Genomic DNA, 19,710 nt, shown 5'->3' with positions numbered 1-19,710 from the left:
ATGCGACTGTCGTCCCGCGTTCCACGGGACCGTGAGGCGAGGCCAGAGGAGACAGATCATGATCAGGAAGCCGCTGCTTTCATTGTCGCTCGGGAGCTGGTTGCTCCTTAGCGCCGCCGCATTGGCGCAAGTCCCGGTTATCGACACGGCGACGCTGACCCAGGCGACGCAGACCGCGCAGAACACTGCCCAGATCATGAACACCAACCAGCAAATTCTCGAGACGGTCAATCACACGCTGGCGGCGGTGACGGGCGATCGGTCCACGGGAGGCCTGTCCTCGATTGGCCTTGGCGGCTTCTCGCTCTCGAGCGCGCCGGACCTCAGCTCGCTGCTTGGCGGCGGGTCCCTGTCGATGGGCGGGCTTGGCTCCTATGGCTCGTTGGCGTCTTCGATCATCAATGGTCTCAATCTCGCCAAAACGCTCACCGGAGCGACCTCGGCGGCGTCGACGACCGACCTTGCTTACACGGGCGCGGTCAACACCTCCGCCGCCATCACCGCCGCGGTGTCGGGCGCTCAAGCCGCCTCGGTGACGAGGTCGTCGGGCTTCAGAGGGGCGGCGGGACAAATTGGCTCGGCGCCGGACATCAAGGGATCGATCGACCAAAACTCGCAAATCCAGACTCAAACGGGTCAGACCGTCAACGAATTGATCGGCACCGTGAACCTGACGAACGCCGCCCTGAATGCTCAGCAACAGCAGGATCTCGCCGCTCAATCGAAGCTAGCGAACATGTGGTCGTACGACGCTTCGAAGGCCACGCTGGTTGGGCAGTAGGAGAGTAAGCGCAATGAGAAGAATTGCCAGAGGCGCTTTCATCGTCACGCTCGGGATAGCGCTAACGGCCCTCTCGGCTTGCGCGCATAGGGACCTGATAGCGCCCTGCACGCGCGACAGTTCTGTGTGGTCTTTTGGACGAGCCTTTGCAGCGGCGAGCGATTGCGGGCCGCTTCTCCCGATAAATCGCTAAAAAAGGAGGAACCGCCGTGGACATTATCTCGGCGCTTTTCCAGAAGGTGGACACCGTCGCCGCTTCGGCGGTGCAACAGATTTATCAGTCCATCTCCTCTGGCCTTGCGCCGGTGTTCACCGTGGCGTTGACGATCTACGTCGCATATTGGGGATATGAAATGATCTACGGGCGCGCGCCGCTGACAGCGGGCGCGTTCCTATGGCGCATCTTTCGCATCGGCGCCATCTACACATTGGCCTTCAGCTGGGGCGATTTCTCGTCGATCGTCGTGGATGTGTTCACGAAAGGAGCAGACGGCGTGGCGACGGCGGTTTGCTCGGGCGTCGGCGGGACGAACTGCGGCACGCCGGAAAACTCGATTTCCTCCACGCTTTCGACGCTCTTCACCAACGCGCTCACGGCGGGCAAGACTGTGGCCGCTTCCGGCGGCTGGGGCGCCGCGATCGGCCTCTCGCTGCTCGCAATCGTGCTGCTCATCGCCGCAGTCGTCTTCATCACGATCGCCGTGAGCCTCGTCCTGGTCGGCAAGATCGCTCTCTTCGTGCTGCTGGGGCTGGGGCCGCTGTTCATCGCGATGGCGCTCTTCAACTTTAGCTCGGTCCTCTTCACCGGGTGGCTGCGCACCTGCGCGCAATATGCGATCGTCCCGGTCGTCGTTTACGGAATCCTTGGATTTCTGCTGACGCTCATGAACTCCACCATCACCAATTTGGGATCGATCACGGACGCATCGTCCGCAATGACGGTGATCGCGCCATTCTTGATCCTTTGCGGCGTCGGAAGCGCCTTGCTGCCGCTTTCCCTCCAAATCGCAGCCTCGGTCGCTGGCGGCTACGCGCTGCGCGACGTCATCGACCTTCAAGGCCGGGCGCAAGGCGCCTGGCGGCTTTGGCGAGACTGGCGCGGCAACGATTACCGCCAAACTGCGCTGCCGCCGCCAAGCGGCGGCGGATACTCAATCGGTCCAGGCGGCGCCACCGTGCAGCGCGGCTACGACCCCCGCGCGGAACAGGTGGCGGCTGCCCTAATTGAAAGCCGCGCCGCTCAACTTCGCCGCGAACAGAGATAGGAATCCATGTCTGACGATGTGCAGGCCGGCGGGCGGTCGCCGCTGGTGAACGATAGCTATTATCACGATGGAGCGCGCTGGGAGCGCGACATCTACCGCCGGCTCGAGCTCTCCAGAAACGCCTGGCGCGTCGTCGCAAGCCTGATTGGCCTCGCGCTTCTCGCGGCGCTCGTCGCCCTGTTCATGCTCATTCCCTTGAAATCCACCGAAGTCGTGACGCTCCTGGTGGACAAGTCGACGGGCTATGTCGAGGTTGCTCGGCCGCTTGAGAGCGGGGGGCCGATTTCCGAGCGCGAGGCGGTGACGCAAGCGAACATCGTCCGTTTCATCCGCGCGCGCGAAACCTACGATCCCCCGGCCCTGAGGGATAATTTCGAGCTCGCGTCGCTGCTCTCAAGCGGAAGCGCCAGCAAAGAGCTCGCGGAACAATTTTCCCTAACCAATCCAAACAGCCCAATGAAACTCTTGGGTCCGACCGGACGCGTCAAGGTTTATGTCAAAAGCGTGAACTTTCTCACGCATGGCTGGATGGATAACCCCAAGGCGCCCGCAACGGCGGCAGTTCGGTTCATGACGACGCGAACAAATGAGCGCGAACAGGTCATCGAGCATTGGGCCGCGAATGTCAGGTTCCGCTACACGCAGGAGCCGATGCGCAACGAGTGGCGCTTCGACAACCCGCTCGGGTTTCAAGTCGTCGAGTATCGCAAAGACCAGGAAACTGTGGCTCCGCTTGGCGGAGGAGGCCAGCAATGACGAAAGTTTTGCTTGCAAGCCTCCTGCTCGCCGCCGTTTTGTCGTCGCCCGCCGCCGCTGAGCGCGCGCCTTTGCCGGTTCCGGCAGATTCGCGTCTGCGCACGGTGCCTTTCGAGAAGGATAACGTCGTCACGATCTGGGGAACGCGGGGCGTCTCGACGATCATCGTTCTCCATGACGACGAGAAAATTGCGACGGTCGCGCTCGGAGACACAATTGGCTGGCAGGCGGTGCCCGATCAATCGAAGCAATTTCTTTTTATCAAGCCACTGGAGCCGGATGCGGTCACGAACATGACCGTCGTGACGACGAGGAAGCGAATCTATTCGTTCATCTTGCGCACGAGCAGCGGACACGATCGTCGGGTCGTGTTCAAAGTCCGCTTCACCTATCCGGACGAAGAAGCGGACGCGCGGCTCTTGGAGAAGGCGCGCGAGCTTGCAGCCTTCCCCAATAAGCGGAACGCCGAGAGCTCGGCGATCCGAAACTTCGATTACAGCTACAAAGGCGCGCCGCACGTGAAACCCGAGCACGTCTTCGACGACGGGACCAAAACGTATTTTCGGTTTTCCGGGGACGTTCCCGGCATCTTCCTGGTCAATCCCGATCGGTCCGAGACCCTCGTGAACTACCGGCGCGAGGGCGAGATGATTGTCGTCGATCGCACAGCCGGTCAATGGACGATGCGCAACGGGGCCGCGACCGCTTGCGTCTTCAACATGCGCGCCGAACCTGATCCGCCGCCAAGGGCGCAAGAGACGGATGTGCAACCCGAAATCCAGGCCGTCCATGCGCCCGAGGGCGGCTTCTTGACGAACTTTCTCTCAAACGGCCTCGCGCCGAGCGCCAGCTTGCAGCAATAACAGGAGCGCCGGATCATGGCTGCTGATTTCGAGGAAGAAGGCCGGCTCGCGAACGAGACGGTCACGCGCCAGTCGTCGAACCCAAATGTGGCGCTGGGCGCGGTCGCGGTTCTTGCCGCCGCCATCATCGCCCTCATGTGGTACGCGTCGAGTCGCAAGCAAAGTAAGCCGCAGAACGCCGGCGACGAGTCATTTGCGACCGCAAGGCTCCAACCGGGCGCGTCTTTCGACCGGCCGCCGCCAAAAGTCGAATCCGCTAAATTCGTGATTCCCGCGCCCCCGGCGCCGCAGCCTGCCGCTGTGGTTGGCCCTCAGCCCGTTACAGAACCGAGGCCAGACGATAGCGAAGCGCGGCGCCTGGCGGAGCTCGAACGGCTGCGCAAGGAAGCCGAAGCGAAACTGGAGGCCCGCCTTCGTTCGCCCATGCTCGCGATCAACGACCGGGAAGGAACGGCGTCGGTCGATCCCGCTGCAAGGGCCGGCGCCGAGAGGGACGAGGAAGACCCGAACCGCCGCTTCCTTCGCAACGCCGAAAATGACGTGACGCGGGCCCGGGCTGTGAAGCACACGCGGATCGATGCGTTGGTGCCGCAGGGCTTCATGATCCCCGGCGTGCTGGAAACCGCCATTCAGTCCGACCTTCCAGGAAATGTGAGGGCGTCGGTGAGCGAAGACGTCTATTCCTTCGACGGGCGTCGGGTCCTTATCCCCAAGGGAACGATGCTCACGGGCGAATACCGCTCAGGAATTGTCCGGGGGCAGTCGCGCGTCATGATCATCTGGACGCGCATGCTGCGCGCCGACGGCGTGTCGCTGATGCTCGGATCCTATGGGACGGATAATCTTGGCCGCTCGGGTCTCGCAGGCGAGGTGGACAAGCATTTTCTCGACAGGTTCGGAAACGCCGCTCTGTTGACCCTCACCGGCGGCGTCGCGCAATTCGTCGCCTCGCTCGGCCAAAATCAAAATTTTGCAACGAGCCCGCAATATGCGCTCGATCCAGTGACGGGCCAGCTCGTGCCCATAGTGGGCAATCAGAACTCCGTGCTCTTGAGCGCGCGGCAGATCGGGGCCCAGTCGACCTCGCAAGCGATCACGCGCATGGCCGTAGAGGCGCTGAAAGACGAGATTCACATTCCGCCGACGATCTACGTCGATCAGGGTACGAGAATTCTCGTCTTTGTGAAGCGCGACCTCGATTTCTCCGACCTCTATCCGGACCCTGTGAAAGAGGCGCTCTATGAACTCAAGCATCCCAAACGTCCGCGGCGCGACCAAAACTCCGCTTTGGGAGACCCTGCCGGTGTTCTTCCGGAACGCGGCAGAGCCCATTCGGGTCTGGTTACAAAACCCTGACGTCATCGAGATCTGCGCCAACCGGCCCGGGGAAGTGTGGGTCGAGGCGCTGGGCAAGCCCGCCATGGAGCGCTTCGAGGTTCCCGAATTGACGGAGACGGCAGTAAGGCGGCTGGCGGAACATGTGGCCTCTATCACCCAGCAATCCGTGAACTCGTCGACGCCTCTGTTGTCGGCGGCGATGCCGCATGGGGAGAGATTTCAGGGTGTGCTGGCGCCGGCGGCGCCTTCTGGCGGCGCGTTCTCGATCCGCAAGCAGGTTATCGCCAATCTCGGCCTTGAAGACTATGCGCGAATGGGCGCTTTCGAGGACGTGAAGGTGAGAGGGCCGCTCAAGGCGGACCTGAATCACTATCCGGAGATCGAGACCGAGCTTGCCGAGTTGCTGCAGGACGTGACGCCTGAGGGCGTGCATAAGGCGCTCGCCTTCGCGATCAAGAACCACGTGACGATGATCATCTCGGGAGGCACGTCGTCGGGCAAGACGACCTTTCTGAACGCGCTCCTTAAAGAAGTTCCAGCTGCCGAGCGCGTGATCTCGATTGAAGATACGCGCGAACTCCAGCCGCCACAGCCGAACTGGTTATCCTTGCTCGCCTCCAAAGGCGGGCAGGGCTTGACGCAGGTCACGGTGCAAGACCTGCTGGAATCAAGCCTACGATTGAGGCCGGACCGGCTGTTTCTGGGCGAGATTCGTGGCGCTGAGGCGGCGACATTCCTGCAGGCCATCAACACGGGCCATCCCGGCTCGCTGACGACGCTGCATGCCGATAGCTCCTACGGCGCCTTTGAGCGCCTGGCGCTGATGACGCTGCAATCAGACCTAAAGCTGAGCAAGGCGGAAATCATGGACTATATCCGCTCGGTCATACCGATGGTGATTCAGTTGCGCCGCCGGCCGACGCGCGGCGTCGCGGAAATTTATTTCCGGGGCTTTGGCGGGAAGGCGTGAGAGGACCGATGCGCTGGCCCCTATACCTCTTCGGCGCGCTCTGCGCCTTCGCGGCGGCTTTCCTTCTATGGGAAGCCTCTTACGCGCTGGCGGTCGCCTGGCGCACGCACAACTGGTTGCTCTGGCTTCGCTTTACGCGAGGATTCGAACTCCTGTTGCCTCTGCACGCGGCTGAAAGCGAATGGGGAGATCCAGTCGTCCAGAATTTGATCGCGCGGGCGACGCTCGGCGCCACGATCGCGGTCGTGGTCGTCGCCGTCATCGCCATGCAGATTGTTCAAGGCGTTCGCGCGATGAAGCCGCCGCTTGGGGGCTCGAGACTTGCGACGCTCAAAGATCTGCGGAAAGCGGATCTGCTGAACGGCGAACCCGGCTACTCGATTTTCCTCGGACGCTTTAACGGCAAGGACGTGCGCTACAGCGGCGCGAGTCACATCTATGTGAACGGTCCGACGCGCGCGGGCAAGGGCGTCGGCTTCGTGCTCCCAAATGCGCTTGAATGGCGCGGCTCTTTGATCGGCTTGGACATAAAGCGCGAGATGTGGGTCGAAATTGGCGCCGCTCGTGCGGCCATCGGTCAGCGGGTTTTCCTGTTTTCGCCTGGTTCGGCGCAATCGCACTGTTGGAACCCCCTTGATCTCGTTTCGGTTTGGCCGGAAAGGGCGACCGATGTGGCGAATATTGCGCGAAGCCTTATTCCCACGCCGGCGACAGGAGATTCTTACTGGGCGGAAACCGCTCGGGGACTCTTCGCCGGCCTCTTGGGTTATGTGCTCGACAGCGACACGATGCGCGGACAGCGAACGATAAAATCCGCGCTTAAGATGATGAGCCGAGGCCGTAGCCTTGCCGCCGTGATGGCAGATATCCTGGTCGCCGAGCCCCACCTGAATGAGTTCGTGGCGGATAAATTTCGCCAGCACATTGGCCGCGAAGAAAAGCAGCGCATGTCCTTCGAGGCGCATATCGTCACTGCCCTCGATGGATGGAACAACAAGCTCGTCGACGATGCGACGAGCCGCAGTGATTTCAACGTCGCGGATCTGCGGCGAAAGCCGTTCACGATCTTGATCGGCACGCCGGTCGGCAATTTTGGTTCGATTGAAGCCGTCGTGCGCCTGCTTGTGCAGCAAGTTCATGACGTGCTGCTGCGGAGCCTTCCAGGCCTCGACGAGCCGCATAGGCTCCTCCTGATGCTCGATGAATTTTACCAGTTCGGCCGCATGCCTGAAATCGCAGACCGCGCGCCGCTCGTCGCGGGTTACGGGTTTCAGATCGCGGTGATTGCGCAAGGCCTAACCCAATTGGACGTGCGCTACGGCAAGCCGACGCGGGACATGCTCGTTGGCAATATGGACGTGAAGCTTCTGATCGGGGTCGGCGACGAAACCACCGCCAAATTTTGCGCCGACGAAATCGGAAAGCATTATATTCGCCGAGAAGGCTGGGGCACTTCGATCGGCGGCGGCAGCCTTGTCGGCGGCATGCCCCGCGCGAGTCGCTCGACGCAAGGGCGGTGGGAGCTCGAGCCCCTGATGGCGCCGGAAGCCCTTCGCCGATTGGACAGTAAAAAGTCGGTGCTGCTGATGCGTGGCCAGTACGCGGCAGTTTTGGACAAAATCAACTTCTTTACGGATGGCGGCTACAAGCGAAAGGTCGCGGCGTCGGCGCCTTTCAGCGCTCAACTGAGCGTGCCGGATGTTGGGGCTGACGCCCTCGCGTCGGACTGGTCGACTGATGCGGGAGCGACGATCGTGTCTGCCGCACTTGGGGCAAAGCACGACGCGGCGCTCTCGCGCGTGATTGCGGCCGCAGAGAAAATCTTCGTTGACGCTGAGCCTTTCCGCGTGGCTTTCGTCGCGGCGATGAACGAAGCGAGCAATGAGCCGGTAGCTGCACTTTGCAAGCAGCTTCGAACCAAGCCTCAGTCGATTGCCGCTCTGAAGAAGTCGCACGTCTTCTCGATGCAACGCGCGGGCCCGCCGGACATTTTGACCAAGTCGTTGCGAGCGGAAATCGTCGCCGCCCGAAACCTTCTCAATGCGGACCGCGCCGAAAGGGCGGGCATTGTTCATGGCGGATCTGGGTCTGACGATTTAAGCGGGGCTGCGCGCATGTTTTCTCCGGTTGAAACGACGCCACCGCTGCCGCCCGTCGTCGTAGCAAACGCCAGCGCCGGCAGTGGTGAAGTGGAGAGGGCGCGGGAACCAGCGGACATGATGGCGCTCGTCGCGGGCGTCAATGCCGAAGCCACCGAATGGGTGGAGGAGGTGAAGGCCACAGTCGCATTGACTCTGGCGGGCGAGAAACGAGCGGAGTTCGATGCCGACGTGGCGCGTCTGGAAGCAGCTGCGGGTCTTTTCCGAGACACTCCGGATGATCTGCACGAACTTCTAAACGTTTAGCGCGCGTAAGCTGGCCACATCGGAGATTGTCAGCTTGCGCGTTGGCGAACAAGCGACAATCGCGCACCTGGGATCGGCGACTAACACTGGGCCCAGCGCCTCCGCGGCCGTCTCCTATAAGCCGTTGGCCTTCACCAAGGTGAATAGGCCCAAGGCCATGGCGATCCATAGTAACCCTGGGATTCATCGTAATAAGGAACACCAACTGAGCGTCTGACCCGGCGCGGACTTGTCTGACCCCTAGCGACCTTATACTCGCCGCGCGGACTTGTCTCATCCTCAGCGACATTATTCTCGCCGCCCGGGGTAACGCCGGTCACCACTACCTGCGTATTCTCCAGGCCATTCTCCTCCACCAGCGCATAAAGTATGGCGGCATCCTTAGGCGAGATACGCACGCAGCCATGCGAGACGGGTCTGCCAAGATTCTTTACTTCGAAGCTGCCGTGGATGGCATGGCCGTCCTTTATAAAGAAAATGGAATGGGGCATGGGGGCATTGTCCCACTGTTTGCTATACCAAATTTCGTTCATAGAGGTGGCAGTATAGGTTCCCGATGGAGTTGAATATCCTGCACGCCCAGTTGATACCGGCCATTCATATCTTTCTACCCCATCCACATAAACTGTCATTTGTTGTCTTGTTTTGTCGATGTTGACGAGGACGGCAACCCTGTTGGCTCCGGCCGCACCCGCGTCCATCGCTCTGCGGAAGCCCGAACCCGCATGAGCCGTCACCGGAAAGAGGACGAATGCCGCGTCAATGGCGGTGAGCAAAAGCCCAATTCTCAGCAATTGTTTTAAGGATAGGAACATAAGCCCCTCCAAGGCTGCGGAAACGAGCATATGCCCCGCCGCTTCGTAGCACGTTAGCCGGAACCCGTCAGATGAACGCCGAACCGGCACAGATAGTTCCGCTTCCGGCTAGGCCGGAGGCTGCATGCTGGGAGTGGACGGTTTTTGACGGCAACTAACGAAAGACGCCGCGCCCTATTAACACAACATCATGCAGCAGAATCTTAACCGAGCAGACGCGTTGCTAACCCCGCGTGTCGGCAAATGATGTTTGTGCAAAAGATAGGCGCGAAAGTCGAGCGCCATTCAGACGAGGCCGTAGCCTTACAGACGATGGCCGCTTTGGGTTAAAACCGGTCTATCGGATACGGTTTTAAGCGCGCTCCTCGGCGAACGAGGAGTTCGACGTCGGGAAAGTCGCTGAGGTCTGATGAGGAGGGACGGTGGCCTGTTATAATGGCGCCGCCGCCGCTCCTCCTCGGAATCTCCGTTTGCAGCCTTCAGCCAACTCGAGCCCGCCCAAGGAAACCCTCGTCGGGTCCGTCGAGCGGGTGACCTTCCACAACGAGGACAACGGCTTCGCGGTCCTGAAGGTGAAGGCCCGAGGCAAGCGAGATCTGGTCCCGGTCGTGGGGCATGTGGCCTCGATCTCCGCCGGCGAGTTCATCCACGCCGTCGGCGTCTGGATCACCGACCGAGCTCACGGGCTACAGTTCAAGGCGGACTTCCTCAAGACCACGCCGCCAACCACTGCGGAGGGCATCGAGAAGTATCTCGGCTCCGGCATGGTGCGGGGCATCGGTCCGGTGCTCGCCAAGAGGATCGTCGCCGCCTTCGGCGAGAAGACGTTCGAGATCATCGAGGCGGAGCCCGAGCGGATGCGGGAGGTCTCCGGCATCGGCGAATTCCGCGCCGGAAAGATCGTCGCCGGCTGGGCCGAGCAGAAGGCGGTGCGCGACATCATGGTCTTCCTGCACGCCAATGGCGTCGGCACGTCGCGAGCTGTTCGTATCTTCAAGACCTACGGCCACGACGCCATCCAGGTCATGACGGAAAATCCCTACCGGCTGGCGCGCGACATCCGCGGGATCGGGTTCAAGACCGCCGACGCCATCGCCATGAAGCTGGGCATGGCGCGGGAGGCGCCGCAGCGTGTCCGGGCGGGGATTTCATACGCCCTTCAGGAGGCGATGGACGAAGGCCACTGCGGCCTGCCGGTGGAGGAGCTGGTCAAGCTCACCATCACCCTGCTGGATGTCGACGAGCGCATCGTCCGGCGCGCGCTGAAGGCGGAACTCGCCGATGGCGAGGCCGTCGCCGACGCGATCGAGGGGAAACCCTGCGTGTTCCTGCGCGGCCTGCACCTTGCCGAGCGCGGCGCCGCCGACCGGCTGCTGGCCTTGGCCCGAGGGGCGCCGCCGTGGCCGACGATCGACGCCGCGAAGGCCATCCCCTGGGTCGAGGCGCGAACTGGAAAGACGTTGGCGGCCTCGCAGCGCGCCGCCGTCGAGACGGTCCTGGCCTCGAAGGTCGCCGTCGTGACCGGCGGCCCCGGCGTCGGCAAGACGACGTTGCTCGACGCCATCCTCCGCATCCTTGCCGCCAAGGGAACGAAGCTCCTCCTCGCGGCCCCTACCGGTCGCGCGGCCAAGCGTATGGCCGACCAGACCGGCCTTGAAGCCAAGACCATCCATCGCCTGCTGGAGACCGACCCGAAGAACGGCGGGTTCCGCCGCGACGCCGACAATCCCCTCGACTGCGATCTCCTTGTCCTCGATGAGACGAGCATGGTCGACGCGCCGCTGATGTTTTCGGTGCTCAAGGCGATCCCGCCGCGAGCCGGGCTCCTGCTCGTCGGCGACGTGGACCAACTGCCCTCGGTGGGGCCGGGGCAGGTGCTCGCCGACGTTATCGCGTCCGGCGCGCTGCCGGTCGCGCGATTGACCGAGGTCTTTCGCCAGGCGGCGGAGAGTCGGATCGTCGTCAATGCCCACCGCATCAACCGCGGCGAGATGCCGGAATGGCCCAAGCGCGAGGAGACGTCCGATTTCTATTTCGTTGAGGCCGGCGAGCCGGAAAAGGGCGCGGCCAAGGTCGTCGAGATCGTCCGGGACCGCATTCCCCGGCGCTTCGGCCTCGACCCCATCGGAGACGTGCAGGTCCTCTGCCCGATGCAGCGCGGCGCCCTTGGCGCCCGGTCGCTCAACGCCGATCTCCAGAAGGCGCTCAACCCGAACATGGCCGAGAAGGTCGAACGATTCGGGTCGAGCTTCGCGCCCGGCGATAAGGTAATGCAGACAGAAAACGACTACGACCGCGAGGTGTTCAACGGCGATCTCGGGCGCATCCTCCGCATCGATCAGACCGAGGGCAACCTGTGGGTCGATTTCGACGGGCGCGAGGTCGAATACCCATTCGGCGAACTCGACACGCTGGTTCCCGCCTATGCGACGACGATCCACAAGTCGCAGGGCTCCGAATATCCCGCCGTCGTCATCACCCTCGCGACTCAGCACTACACGATGCTGGCGCGCAACCTCGTTTACACGGCGGTCACGCGCGGCAAGCGCCTTGTCGTGATCGTTGGGCAGCGGCGCGCCCTCGCCATCGCCGTGCGGACACACGGGCGGAAGCGGCGGTGGACGAAGCTGAGGGAGTGGCTCACGGCGACATGAAGACGCAGGGCGAAGGCGAATGGCTGCCTGCGCGGCTTCTGGTCTGCGTCCTTGGGGGCGCCTAAATGATCATAGCCAGAACCCAGGCTTGCTGTCCTGGAATCGGAAGACAAGAGTCGGAGTGGAGTTGCATCTTGGATAAGAGCGTTATCATCGTTTGCCCCCAATGCGGCAGCCTGAACAAGGCACCCGACTCCAAGCTTCATTCCGGCAATCTGCCCAACTGCGGTCGGTGTCACGCCCCGCTGTTCGACGGCCACCCCGCCGACCTCGGGAGCGCGGAGGACTTCGATCGAATGATTGGCAAGACGGAGCTTCCGGTTCTGGTCGACTTCTGGGCTGGATGGTGCGGGCCGTGCCGCGCGATGGCTCCGGAATTCGAGGCCGCCGCGCGCGACCTTGAGCCGACGGCGCGCCTCGCCAAGCTCGACACCGAGCGCGTCCCCGAGATCGCCGCCCGCTTCGGCATCCAAAGCATTCCGACGATGATCCTCTTTTCGCGCGGACGCGAGATCAATAGACGAAGCGGGGCCCTTGGCCGCAGCGCGATCATCGCGTTCGCACGCAGCGCAAGCTGACCGAGGCGTTGCCGGTCCGGTGCCGGGAAATGGAGAGCGCTCAAGCGTTCCCCGCGCCGGAGTATGCTGCGATTCCCACATCGAATTTCAGGAAGCGGTCGAACAGCGGCGATTTCCGATAGAGATGCGTTTCGACCAATTCATGCGTCTGGGACTTCTCCGCGCTGCGTTCAAGTAGACCGAACCAGAACAGTGGCCGCAGGACGCGGGCCTCGAAGGCCAGAGAGCCGCGGTCCCAAATCCCCCGCTCGACAACTTCCGCCGTCGGAACGGCGCAAAGCCGCGAAAGCCGTTCGGGCGTCTGCAAATCCCATGCGGCGATACTCAGCGACCACAGAACGATGCCGATGTCGCCTTGTGGCCAAGAGCCGAGCAGCCCGCGGCCGAAGTAGGACAAATCAAGGCGCCAGAGCGCCGTATGGAAAAGGATGGCTTGCAGAGGGCCGAACCGCTGCCGGGATAAGAGTTCGCGCGCCGCTGGCGTCGTCGTGAGCGCGCCTTTGCGACGACGGAGCAAGCCGGCGTGCGCCGCCGTGATCCGAATAAAATGCAGAGGCATGAAATCGGGCTCGTTGATGACCTTGTAAAGACCGAGGGTGCTCGCCTTTTCATATCCCGGCCACTCGAAACGGTCCCGCATGTCGTCGACGACCACCCTGGCGAGATTGCCCGTGGCGGTCAACTTCAGCCCGTCGCCTTTCGATGCTGCTTCGAGAAGGATAATCGCGTTCCGAAGGACCGGGGACATTTCGACGTCCACCTCCGTCAGGTCCGGCGAGATCCGCAGGGCGCCGTGCCGGTTCAACGGCTCCTCGCGCAGGGCCTCGAGACTTCTCGGATCCAGCGACAGCCAGGCCGGCTGAAGAACCCCGAACCATTCCGCCGCGCCGGGAAGGTCCAGCAACGACTGGAACAGCTTGGTTGTTGGGACCACGAACGCCTCCATTCTCGCATTGGAGCGGGTCGCTCCCCGCGACGGATCCTGATTGAAGGCTTTCCTACGGGCAAGAGGATGCCTTCGACGTGGGGCGATGGGGATGGAGCCCCCGAGCCCACGCGATGCGACGGGCGTTGGCGCCCGGAGATGAAATCGCCGCTTTCCTGGTCCGGGTTGGTTGACGGTCGGTATAGATGGCGGTTCGAGGCGCTATCCGAGTTCGGGATTGGCAGGACGCATCGAGGACGAAACGGGATCGAATCGCGGTCTCCAAATCGGCTGGAAGAAAAGGTGTCAAATTCGTTTCTCGAGAACACAGGCCCACGGCGTCGAGCCCTCCGCCCAGCATCATCCAGCTTTGCCGCCCACATGCACTGTGAGCCACACCGTCGCCTCGTTGGCGTCCGTCCATTCGACGCGATGCCGAGCATGGGCCGGGATCTCCACGTAGTCGCCCGGACGCAGACTGCGCGGCGCGCCCTCGCCGTCGAACAACAAGCCCGCCGAGCCACTCAGCAGCACGACCCATTCCACCCGCTCCTGGTCGTACCAGAAGCCAGGCTGGCTGGCCTGCCCGGTGGAAACGATCCGCTCGATCCTCGCGCCGGGAAACTCGGCCAAGATTGTGATCTCCTCGTCGATCAAGCGTTCGGGCACGTTCGCGAACAGGTTCCTGGTGGCGAGCATCGGCTTCCTCCCTGCGGCTGCATTCCCCTCATGAACCCCGTGGCCCGTCAAATGGAAGTAGTCCCTCCTGCCGGTGAGCATCAGGGCCAGCCCGTCGATGGCGGCCAACACCGTGGACGACGAGAAATACAACGGGCCTGAGATCTCCATGCGCGCCTGTTCACGCGTGATCGTTTCCCGGCAGCCGCCCATCGCCGCCAAGAGGCGCTCGCGGTCCACAAAGCGATCCGATCGGCGGTTTGATCTGCGGGGCATGGACATAGCCTCTTCCGTTCTATATTCGTTCTTATATGAGGAGGGCGACCTCCGGAAGGCCGGGGGATGGGATTGCCGACGGGGAAACGAGTTTGCGCCTGCCTTGCGCTGGCGTTCGCCTTACACGGATTTCTTGCCGTCTGCGCGGCGCCGGCCCGAGCCGCGGACGTCGAAATCCATTACGCGCCTGCCGAGAACCTCGAGCGCGTGGACGTCGACCTGCTGCGTTCGGCCCACACGAAGATAGACATGGCGGCCTATTCGCCGACCGATTGGCCAGTCATCGACGCCCTGATTGACGCCCACCGGCGCGGGGTGGTCGTTCGCATCGTGCTCGACCCCAGCCAACAGCATGCCCTCGACCGCCTGCGCGAGATCACGGGCAGCATCCGCATGAAGGCGCCAGGGCCCTACATGCATCTGAAGTCCTATGCGATCGACGGCCGGATCCTGCGCTCGGGCTCTGCAAACCTATCGGCCTCGGGCCTCAAGCAGCAGGACAACGACCTCATCATATTGCGGGAGTCGGCCGCCGCCCACGCCTTCGAGGCCCGCTTCGAGCAGATGTGGGCAGGCGCCAATCCGCTGCCGGCCCCCGGCAATCAATTCGCGAATCCCGCTCCCGCACCGAGGAGGGATAACTCAGTCGCTGCGGGTTGCCTGATCAAAGGCAACGTCAGCCGCAATGGTGAGCGCATCTATCACGTGCCGGGGGATCGCACATATGATCGCGTGCGTATGGATAAGGGGCCGGACAAACGCTGGTTCTGCACCGAGGAACAAGCAGTCGCCGCCGGGTGGCGGAAAGCCTCGAGTTGGTAGCCCCGCTACCAAATGAAGGGCACGAAGCGGTATCTGACCTTTTCCGCGTAGGCGGCGTATTCGGGGAACCGCTCCGCGAGCACACGCTCCTCAAAGACCGAGCGGACGGCGAGCAGGGTCACCAGCAGGGGCGCGAAGACGAGCCCGTAGGACGAGCCGAGCAGCAGCGGCGTCCCGAGCAGAAATAGGACCGCGCCGCCGTACATCGGATGGCGCACGATGCCGTAAGGACCGGTCGTCACGATCCTCTGTCCGCGCTCCTCCTGTATCCGGACGACCGGCGCGGCGAAGGAGTTCTCCGCCAAGACGCGCCAGATGATCGCGTAGGACGCCAAGATGCAGACGGCGCCCACAGCCTCGGCCCACGCCGGCATGACGGTCGATCGCCAACGGACGGCATCGAGACCCATCACAACGAAGGACGCCAAGTAGAGCGCGAAGAACAGCGACAGGATCGCCTTGTCCCATGCGGGCTGACCGGTTTGGAAGGGTGAGGAGAGCCGCTCTCTCAAGAGACCAGGATCGTGACGGGCGAACCACAGCCCCGCGGCCGCGCCGACCCCTCCGATGATGCCCAAGAAGATCCAGGCCTCCGGCCATGCGATCGTGCCAGCCGGCACGAAAAGGAGGACGGTCATGCCGGCGAGCCAAACGGATGTCTGGAGGAAAAGTCGGATTAGCATGGCTGCAACCGCGGCGTGAGCAAATTTGGAACAACGCCGGGGCGCCCTTGCGCGCGCCGACCGGCCTCACGATCCTGCCCTCGTATGCTTATTGATTCCATTGCTATTTGCGGAGGGGCATTTGACACGAACCACCGCCAACAGCTGAAGTCGGGAGAATGACGTTCAATCGTAAAGTGCTCCATGGCGACCGCATTTCGTGGAATCGAACAGCCGAAAGACGAGGCCTTTTTACATCGACTCGCCTTCCGCTTCGTCGCGATCCTGACGGCGCTCGTCTTGGCGGAAGCGCTCGGCGTTCTCCGCGTCAATACGCCGCTGCTCGTCACGACTAGCTTGATCGAGCACGCGGCGCTGTTCAAAGCGAAGGGCTTGGATGGCCTCGCTTTGCATGGGGTCCGCGGGGATTTCGCGAGCAGGACTGTTGTCTACGGCCCGCTCTGCTTCACGCGCCGCGCGGGCTTCCTCCGGAGCGCGGTACGGCGCTCCCTCGGCTCCGGCGGCGGCGTTGGTTTCGTGAGTTTCCCTAGCGCGTGCCGCCTGGCGGGTTTCTTCTTGCGCCTCGACGTCGACGCGCTCGCGGATGCTGTTGAGCTCGATCGCGCGCTCGGCTGGCGTCGTGTTGAGGACTGGCGCGTCGGCGGGCCTTTGATGTTCCGCCTCCGAAAGTGGAGCAGATTTCACAGGCGCGTCTGTCTCTTTGGCTTCGGCTCGTTCTTTTCCTTGGGTGATGCTCGCGCGCTGCGCTTCGAGCTTAGCGTGGAGTTCACGAATGCGGTCCTGCAATTCCGGGTTTGTGATCTCGTAGCCATTTTCCGCGGCAAGTTTGGCGACGGTTTCCTTATATTCGTCGCTTCCGCTGACGCTCAGCTTTTCCCATTTTTGAGAGGCGAGTTTCAGAGCCGCATTGACGCTCTCCTCGTTGGTCCAATCGCGAATGTCGAGCTGTTTGCCGCTATCTATGAAAGCAAGAGTCTGGAACGCGCCAGTCTCTCGATCATGGCGGTTGTAGTGGATCTCTGTCCCCTTCTTCTCATTAGTGAACAGGGTGCCGACGTTTCGTGGCTCGGGCTCCACGAAACGGTCGCCCTCGATCTGTCCTGGGTTTCGTTCCAGCCGCTCTTGCTCTTTGGTTGCCCCCTCGGCGCGAGCAAGAATGTCGCGCGACCGCCGCATCAGATCATCCTTGACCGCGCCCTCGGGCAGATAGCCGCCTAGACGGTCCATTGCGTCGGCCATATTGCGTCGGGCGGCCTCCATTGTTTCGGCTGTTCGCATGGCTTTATCCTCCTTGGAAACAATTGGGCGTTTTTGCTGTATCGTTGTCAGCGCGGCGTCGACGCGACGTTGGAAGGGCAAAACGGCGGCTTCGTCGATCCAGTCGACGGGCTTGCGGAGCGCGTCGAGGGCAGGGGGCACGACGAAGACTTTCGCCGGTAGCTCGCGCGACGGGCGCAACTCGGAAATTCGCTCCGCGGGAACGTCCAAATAGACGAGCTGCGACGCTCTGCCTTTCGCTGCATAGGCTTCGGCAAGCGCGCGATCGATGGAAAAGAGGGGCGCGCGGTGAGAACCATCATTCGCCGCCTCGGCGCGATACAGCCGCATTGCGCCTGCCGCAGGGGGCGGAAGAACAGCCGCCCGGCGCGCGGCCAATGATTTCCATTCAGAGGCCGCCTCGGCGGCGCGGCGACGACCCTCCTCGCGCGTGGGTCGGTGAATTTCACGGTTCTGCACCCGCTCGACGCGTCGCCGGACGCTCTCGGGCGCGATGCCGCGCTCGACCATTTTCACGTCCTTGAGCCGATAGGAAGGCGCGTGAGCCTGATCGAAGCGACGAACGCCCTCCATGGGGATATGACGTTCGCGCGCTTCCTTGGCGAGCGTCTGACGCCACCGGTTGAAATCCTGTATCCCAGGATGCAGCTTTTCGCCCGCGGCGCTTGTTAGCCTCACGGCGGCATGGACGTGAATATGCCGCCTGTTCGTGTGCATGACGAACACATATTCATGCCCCCTGAACTCGCGCGCGAGCGTCGCGCGCGCAGCGTCCATGAAGGCGTCTTTGTCGGTCCCTGGTTTTGCGCTTAGGATCACATGCGCAAAATCCCGCGGGCTGCTCGATCTCATGGCGGGGCGCCAGGTCTTGGCAATCTCCAGCGCGGGATTGAAATTCTCAGGCTTCGGGCGATTTGCGTTGCTCGGCTGTTTTGCGAAATGGCGATCGGCGGCTTCTTCCAGACTCATGCCGGCGTCGGTCTCCGCAGGAAACGCGCCCGCCTTGGTGAGCGCCGCAAGTTGGGTCGTCGCGCCCTCGACGCCATGCGCCCAAACGGGCCCAGAGAGATCGACGTCGCGGCCGAAGGCGTCCTCGATCTTGGCATGGAAGCAACGAAGAGATTTCGCGTTGGCGTAAATCCGCTCCTTCTTTCCATATTCGTCTTTGCGGGCGCCGGCGGCGACAGCAACGAGATGCACGAGCGTGGAGTCGTACCGCTCCTCCAGCCGCCAAGCGTAACGATGGCCGCCGAGGGCGACCGCGAGGCCGACCCGCGCTTCGTCGGGACCGAGCCTGCCCTCGAATGTGAAGGTGACGCGGAAAATATCGTTCGAAGGCTCGCGCGGGTCGTCATCGCGCCAGTGCGCGGCGAGATCGTCGACGGCGGCCTTGCCGGTCACGAGAGTCCCATCCTCGCGTTCGAGGGTGAGCTGGCCCTTATCGCTCTGATAGTTCAGAAGCGACGCGGCGCGCGCGCTCCCTGAGCCGTAGCTCGCGAGCTTCACGACGGCGGCTTGCGAGCCGGTGGCGAGACCGGCCTTAGCGGCGATCGATGCAGCGGGGCCTGAGGATCCAGAGGAAGCGGCCTCGGTTGATAAAGGCTTCACTCCCGGAGGAAACCGTGGCGCAGGGCGAATTGCCGATTCCCCGCCGCGCCCGCTTCCCGGCCGCCGCAGGGCCCATTCGTCTTCGAGTTTCTCGCCGGCGCCGCCCGACGGAGCGCGCGGCCCCGAATAGGGCAGGCCATTTGCAGGGGGGCGAGTCAATTGCGACGAGCGGACAGGGGAGGCGCCCGCCGCTTCCGGAGGCGCCCCAGAAGCCACCGCCTCGAGTAGCGCCCGTCGTTCGCGGAAATCCCTTGCCGTTCTGATCCCACGCAGGCGCTCGGACAGGGGACGCAGTTCATACGCGACAAGATCGATCATTTCGACCGCCCAGCGACAACAGCTTCCGCGCGTCGATAGGATTTGACGCAAAGCGACCGATACAGGCGATCAAGCTCGCCGATTGCGCGGCTGACCGCTTCCAGGTGGCCCTTCAAATCTTCGCTTTGGATCACATGTCCCGCATTCATGTGATGGACGGTCTGGTTGAGATTATTGCCGACGGCGCGCATTTGTCGGGTGAGCGCAATGACTTCAACGCGCGCCTCGCCCGTGAACGTCGGTCCCAAAAGTGCGGCGGATCTCGCCAAGCGCCGCAATGCTTCGCTTGGCGTCACATTCAAGGACTCGCAAAACTCCCCAAAGAGCGCGTGTTCTTGCGCGCTCATACGGACGCTGCGCGTCACTGCTTTACGGCGGGAACCCGTCTGCTTGTCCGTCATGTCTCAGCTCTACCGTGAGGGTTCGGTTTGGCTTGGCCAAACTGCCGGACCCAAGATAGCCCGCCCGGCGAGGGCACATAAGAAAATGTGCTACATTTTCGGTATCCTGCCAAGAGGAAATCAATCTTCAAAAGTATTAAATCATCAGCATGTTCATATTCAATCATGCATTACTCGTTTAGTGCTCGCCTCTGCGCGCGTCATTTACATCACATTACATCATCTATCTCACCATAAACCCAGCCGATGCGCAGGGTAGTTCGCTTGGCGCCCATCCAAAGCTCCACAGATCTCAT

At 62.5% G+C, this 19,710-nt stretch carries 16 protein-coding genes; 10 read left to right on the top strand and 6 right to left on the bottom strand.

The genetic code is table 11. The features are described from left to right. Positions 1-58 precede the first annotated feature (58 nt). The 7 genes from WOC76_RS00980 (at position 59) to WOC76_RS00950 (ending at position 8,378) form a co-directional block, all read left to right on the top strand. The gene (locus tag WOC76_RS00980; protein WP_341102834.1) at positions 59-781 is read left to right on the top strand and encodes a type IV secretion system protein; all 723 of its coding nucleotides are present in this window, start codon (positions 59-61) and stop codon (positions 779-781) included. 209 nt (positions 782-990) lie between these two features. Next, positions 991-2,046: a type IV secretion system protein gene (locus tag WOC76_RS00975; protein WP_341102832.1), complete on the top strand. Its 1,056-nt coding sequence runs from the start codon at positions 991-993 to the stop codon at positions 2,044-2,046. Positions 2,047-2,052: 6 nt separating this feature from the next. Next, positions 2,053-2,802: a virB8 family protein gene (locus tag WOC76_RS00970; protein ID WP_341102830.1), complete on the top strand. Its 750-nt coding sequence runs from the start codon at positions 2,053-2,055 to the stop codon at positions 2,800-2,802. Then, on the top strand, positions 2,799-3,665 hold the full coding sequence (locus WOC76_RS00965) for a TrbG/VirB9 family P-type conjugative transfer protein (protein ID WP_341102828.1): 867 nt from the start codon (positions 2,799-2,801) through the stop codon (positions 3,663-3,665). Before WOC76_RS00970 ends, WOC76_RS00965 begins: the two co-directional genes overlap by 4 nt. A gap of 15 nt (positions 3,666-3,680) precedes the next feature. Next, positions 3,681-5,021 (top strand): type IV secretion system protein VirB10, encoded by a 1,341-nt coding sequence (gene virB10, locus WOC76_RS00960; RefSeq protein WP_341102824.1) that lies wholly within the window; start codon positions 3,681-3,683, stop codon positions 5,019-5,021. After that, positions 4,969-5,973, top strand: coding sequence for a P-type DNA transfer ATPase VirB11 (virB11, locus tag WOC76_RS00955; RefSeq protein ID WP_341102822.1), 1,005 nt, complete (start codon positions 4,969-4,971; stop codon positions 5,971-5,973). Before virB10 ends, virB11 begins: the two co-directional genes overlap by 53 nt. A gap of 245 nt (positions 5,974-6,218) precedes the next feature. Continuing rightward, positions 6,219-8,378, top strand: a complete 2,160-nt coding sequence (locus WOC76_RS00950) for a type IV secretory system conjugative DNA transfer family protein (RefSeq protein ID WP_341431226.1) — start codon at positions 6,219-6,221, stop codon at positions 8,376-8,378. A 131-nt stretch (positions 8,379-8,509) separates the two neighbouring features. Here the strand turns inward: WOC76_RS00950 and WOC76_RS00945 are convergent, their stop codons facing one another. Further along, a complete protein-coding gene (locus WOC76_RS00945; RefSeq protein WP_341102818.1) occupies positions 8,510-9,223 on the bottom strand; it encodes a L,D-transpeptidase in 714 nt (237 codons plus the stop codon). Between the two features lie 440 nt (positions 9,224-9,663). Here WOC76_RS00945 and recD2 point away from each other — a divergent pair, with 440 nt between their 5' ends. Together recD2 and trxA are read left to right on the top strand one after the other, a co-directional pair. Next, entirely contained in the window at positions 9,664-11,847 is a 2,184-nt protein-coding gene (gene recD2, locus WOC76_RS00940) for an SF1B family DNA helicase RecD2 (RefSeq protein WP_341102816.1), read from the top strand. A gap of 134 nt (positions 11,848-11,981) precedes the next feature. Then, positions 11,982-12,425, top strand: coding sequence for a thioredoxin (trxA, locus tag WOC76_RS00935; RefSeq protein ID WP_341102815.1), 444 nt, complete (start codon positions 11,982-11,984; stop codon positions 12,423-12,425). A gap of 40 nt (positions 12,426-12,465) precedes the next feature. Here trxA and WOC76_RS00930 read toward each other — a convergent pair whose 3' ends face one another. Both WOC76_RS00930 and WOC76_RS00925 read right to left on the bottom strand, forming a co-directional pair. Continuing rightward, positions 12,466-13,359 (bottom strand): hypothetical protein, encoded by an 894-nt coding sequence (locus tag WOC76_RS00930; RefSeq protein WP_341102813.1) that lies wholly within the window; start codon positions 13,357-13,359, stop codon positions 12,466-12,468. A 351-nt stretch (positions 13,360-13,710) separates the two neighbouring features. After that, positions 13,711-14,310 carry a cupin domain-containing protein gene (locus tag WOC76_RS00925; RefSeq protein WP_341102811.1) on the bottom strand — a complete coding sequence of 200 codons (600 nt, stop codon included), beginning with the start codon at positions 14,308-14,310 and terminating at the stop codon, positions 13,711-13,713. Positions 14,311-14,370: 60 nt separating this feature from the next. Between WOC76_RS00925 and WOC76_RS00920 the strand changes: the two genes are divergently transcribed. After that, complete coding sequence (locus tag WOC76_RS00920) at positions 14,371-15,126, top strand: phospholipase D-like domain-containing protein (protein ID WP_341102809.1); 756 nt, start codon at positions 14,371-14,373, stop codon at positions 15,124-15,126. Between the two features lie 5 nt (positions 15,127-15,131). Here WOC76_RS00920 and WOC76_RS00915 read toward each other — a convergent pair whose 3' ends face one another. From WOC76_RS00915 to mobC, 3 genes are all read right to left on the bottom strand, one after another. Further along, positions 15,132-15,764 (bottom strand): methyltransferase family protein, encoded by a 633-nt coding sequence (locus WOC76_RS00915; RefSeq protein WP_341102807.1) that lies wholly within the window; start codon positions 15,762-15,764, stop codon positions 15,132-15,134. A 276-nt stretch (positions 15,765-16,040) separates the two neighbouring features. Then, positions 16,041-19,013 carry an LPD7 domain-containing protein gene (locus WOC76_RS00910; RefSeq protein ID WP_341390027.1) on the bottom strand — a complete coding sequence of 991 codons (2,973 nt, stop codon included), beginning with the start codon at positions 19,011-19,013 and terminating at the stop codon, positions 16,041-16,043. Then, the gene (mobC, locus tag WOC76_RS00905; RefSeq protein ID WP_341102803.1) at positions 19,010-19,414 is read right to left on the bottom strand and encodes a plasmid mobilization relaxosome protein MobC; all 405 of its coding nucleotides are present in this window, start codon (positions 19,412-19,414) and stop codon (positions 19,010-19,012) included. The genes WOC76_RS00910 and mobC overlap by 4 nt, the downstream gene beginning before the upstream one ends. Between the last annotated feature and the right edge of the window lie 296 nt (positions 19,415-19,710).

Origin of the sequence: Methylocystis sp. IM3, from assembly GCF_038070105.1 — a bacterium.
In the GTDB taxonomy this organism is placed as follows: domain Bacteria; phylum Pseudomonadota; class Alphaproteobacteria; order Rhizobiales; family Beijerinckiaceae; genus Methylocystis.
The sequence above is the reverse complement of the archived record's forward strand: the minus strand, read 5'-3'. Positions and strand labels throughout refer to the sequence as shown.

Bases quoted from the DNA above. Each gene is read 5' to 3' on its own strand.
- WOC76_RS00980 (WP_341102834.1), top strand. From the start codon at position 59: ATGATCAGGAAGCCGCTGCTTTCATTGTCGCTCGGGAGCTGGTTGCTC.
- WOC76_RS00970 (WP_341102830.1), top strand. From the start codon at position 2,053: ATGTCTGACGATGTGCAGGCCGGCGGGCGGTCGCCGCTGGTGAACGAT.
- WOC76_RS00965 (WP_341102828.1), top strand. From the start codon at position 2,799: ATGACGAAAGTTTTGCTTGCAAGCCTCCTGCTCGCCGCCGTTTTGTCG.
- virB10 (WP_341102824.1), top strand. From the start codon at position 3,681: ATGGCTGCTGATTTCGAGGAAGAAGGCCGGCTCGCGAACGAGACGGTC.
- WOC76_RS00945 (WP_341102818.1), bottom strand. From the start codon at position 9,223: ATGCTCGTTTCCGCAGCCTTGGAGGGGCTTATGTTCCTATCCTTAAAA.
- WOC76_RS00925 (WP_341102811.1), bottom strand. From the start codon at position 14,310: ATGTCCATGCCCCGCAGATCAAACCGCCGATCGGATCGCTTTGTGGAC.
- WOC76_RS00920 (WP_341102809.1), top strand. From the start codon at position 14,371: ATGGGATTGCCGACGGGGAAACGAGTTTGCGCCTGCCTTGCGCTGGCG.
- WOC76_RS00915 (WP_341102807.1), bottom strand. From the start codon at position 15,764: ATGACCGTCCTCCTTTTCGTGCCGGCTGGCACGATCGCATGGCCGGAG.
- WOC76_RS00910 (WP_341390027.1), bottom strand. From the start codon at position 19,013: ATGATCGATCTTGTCGCGTATGAACTGCGTCCCCTGTCCGAGCGCCTG.
- mobC (WP_341102803.1), bottom strand. From the start codon at position 19,414: ATGACGGACAAGCAGACGGGTTCCCGCCGTAAAGCAGTGACGCGCAGC.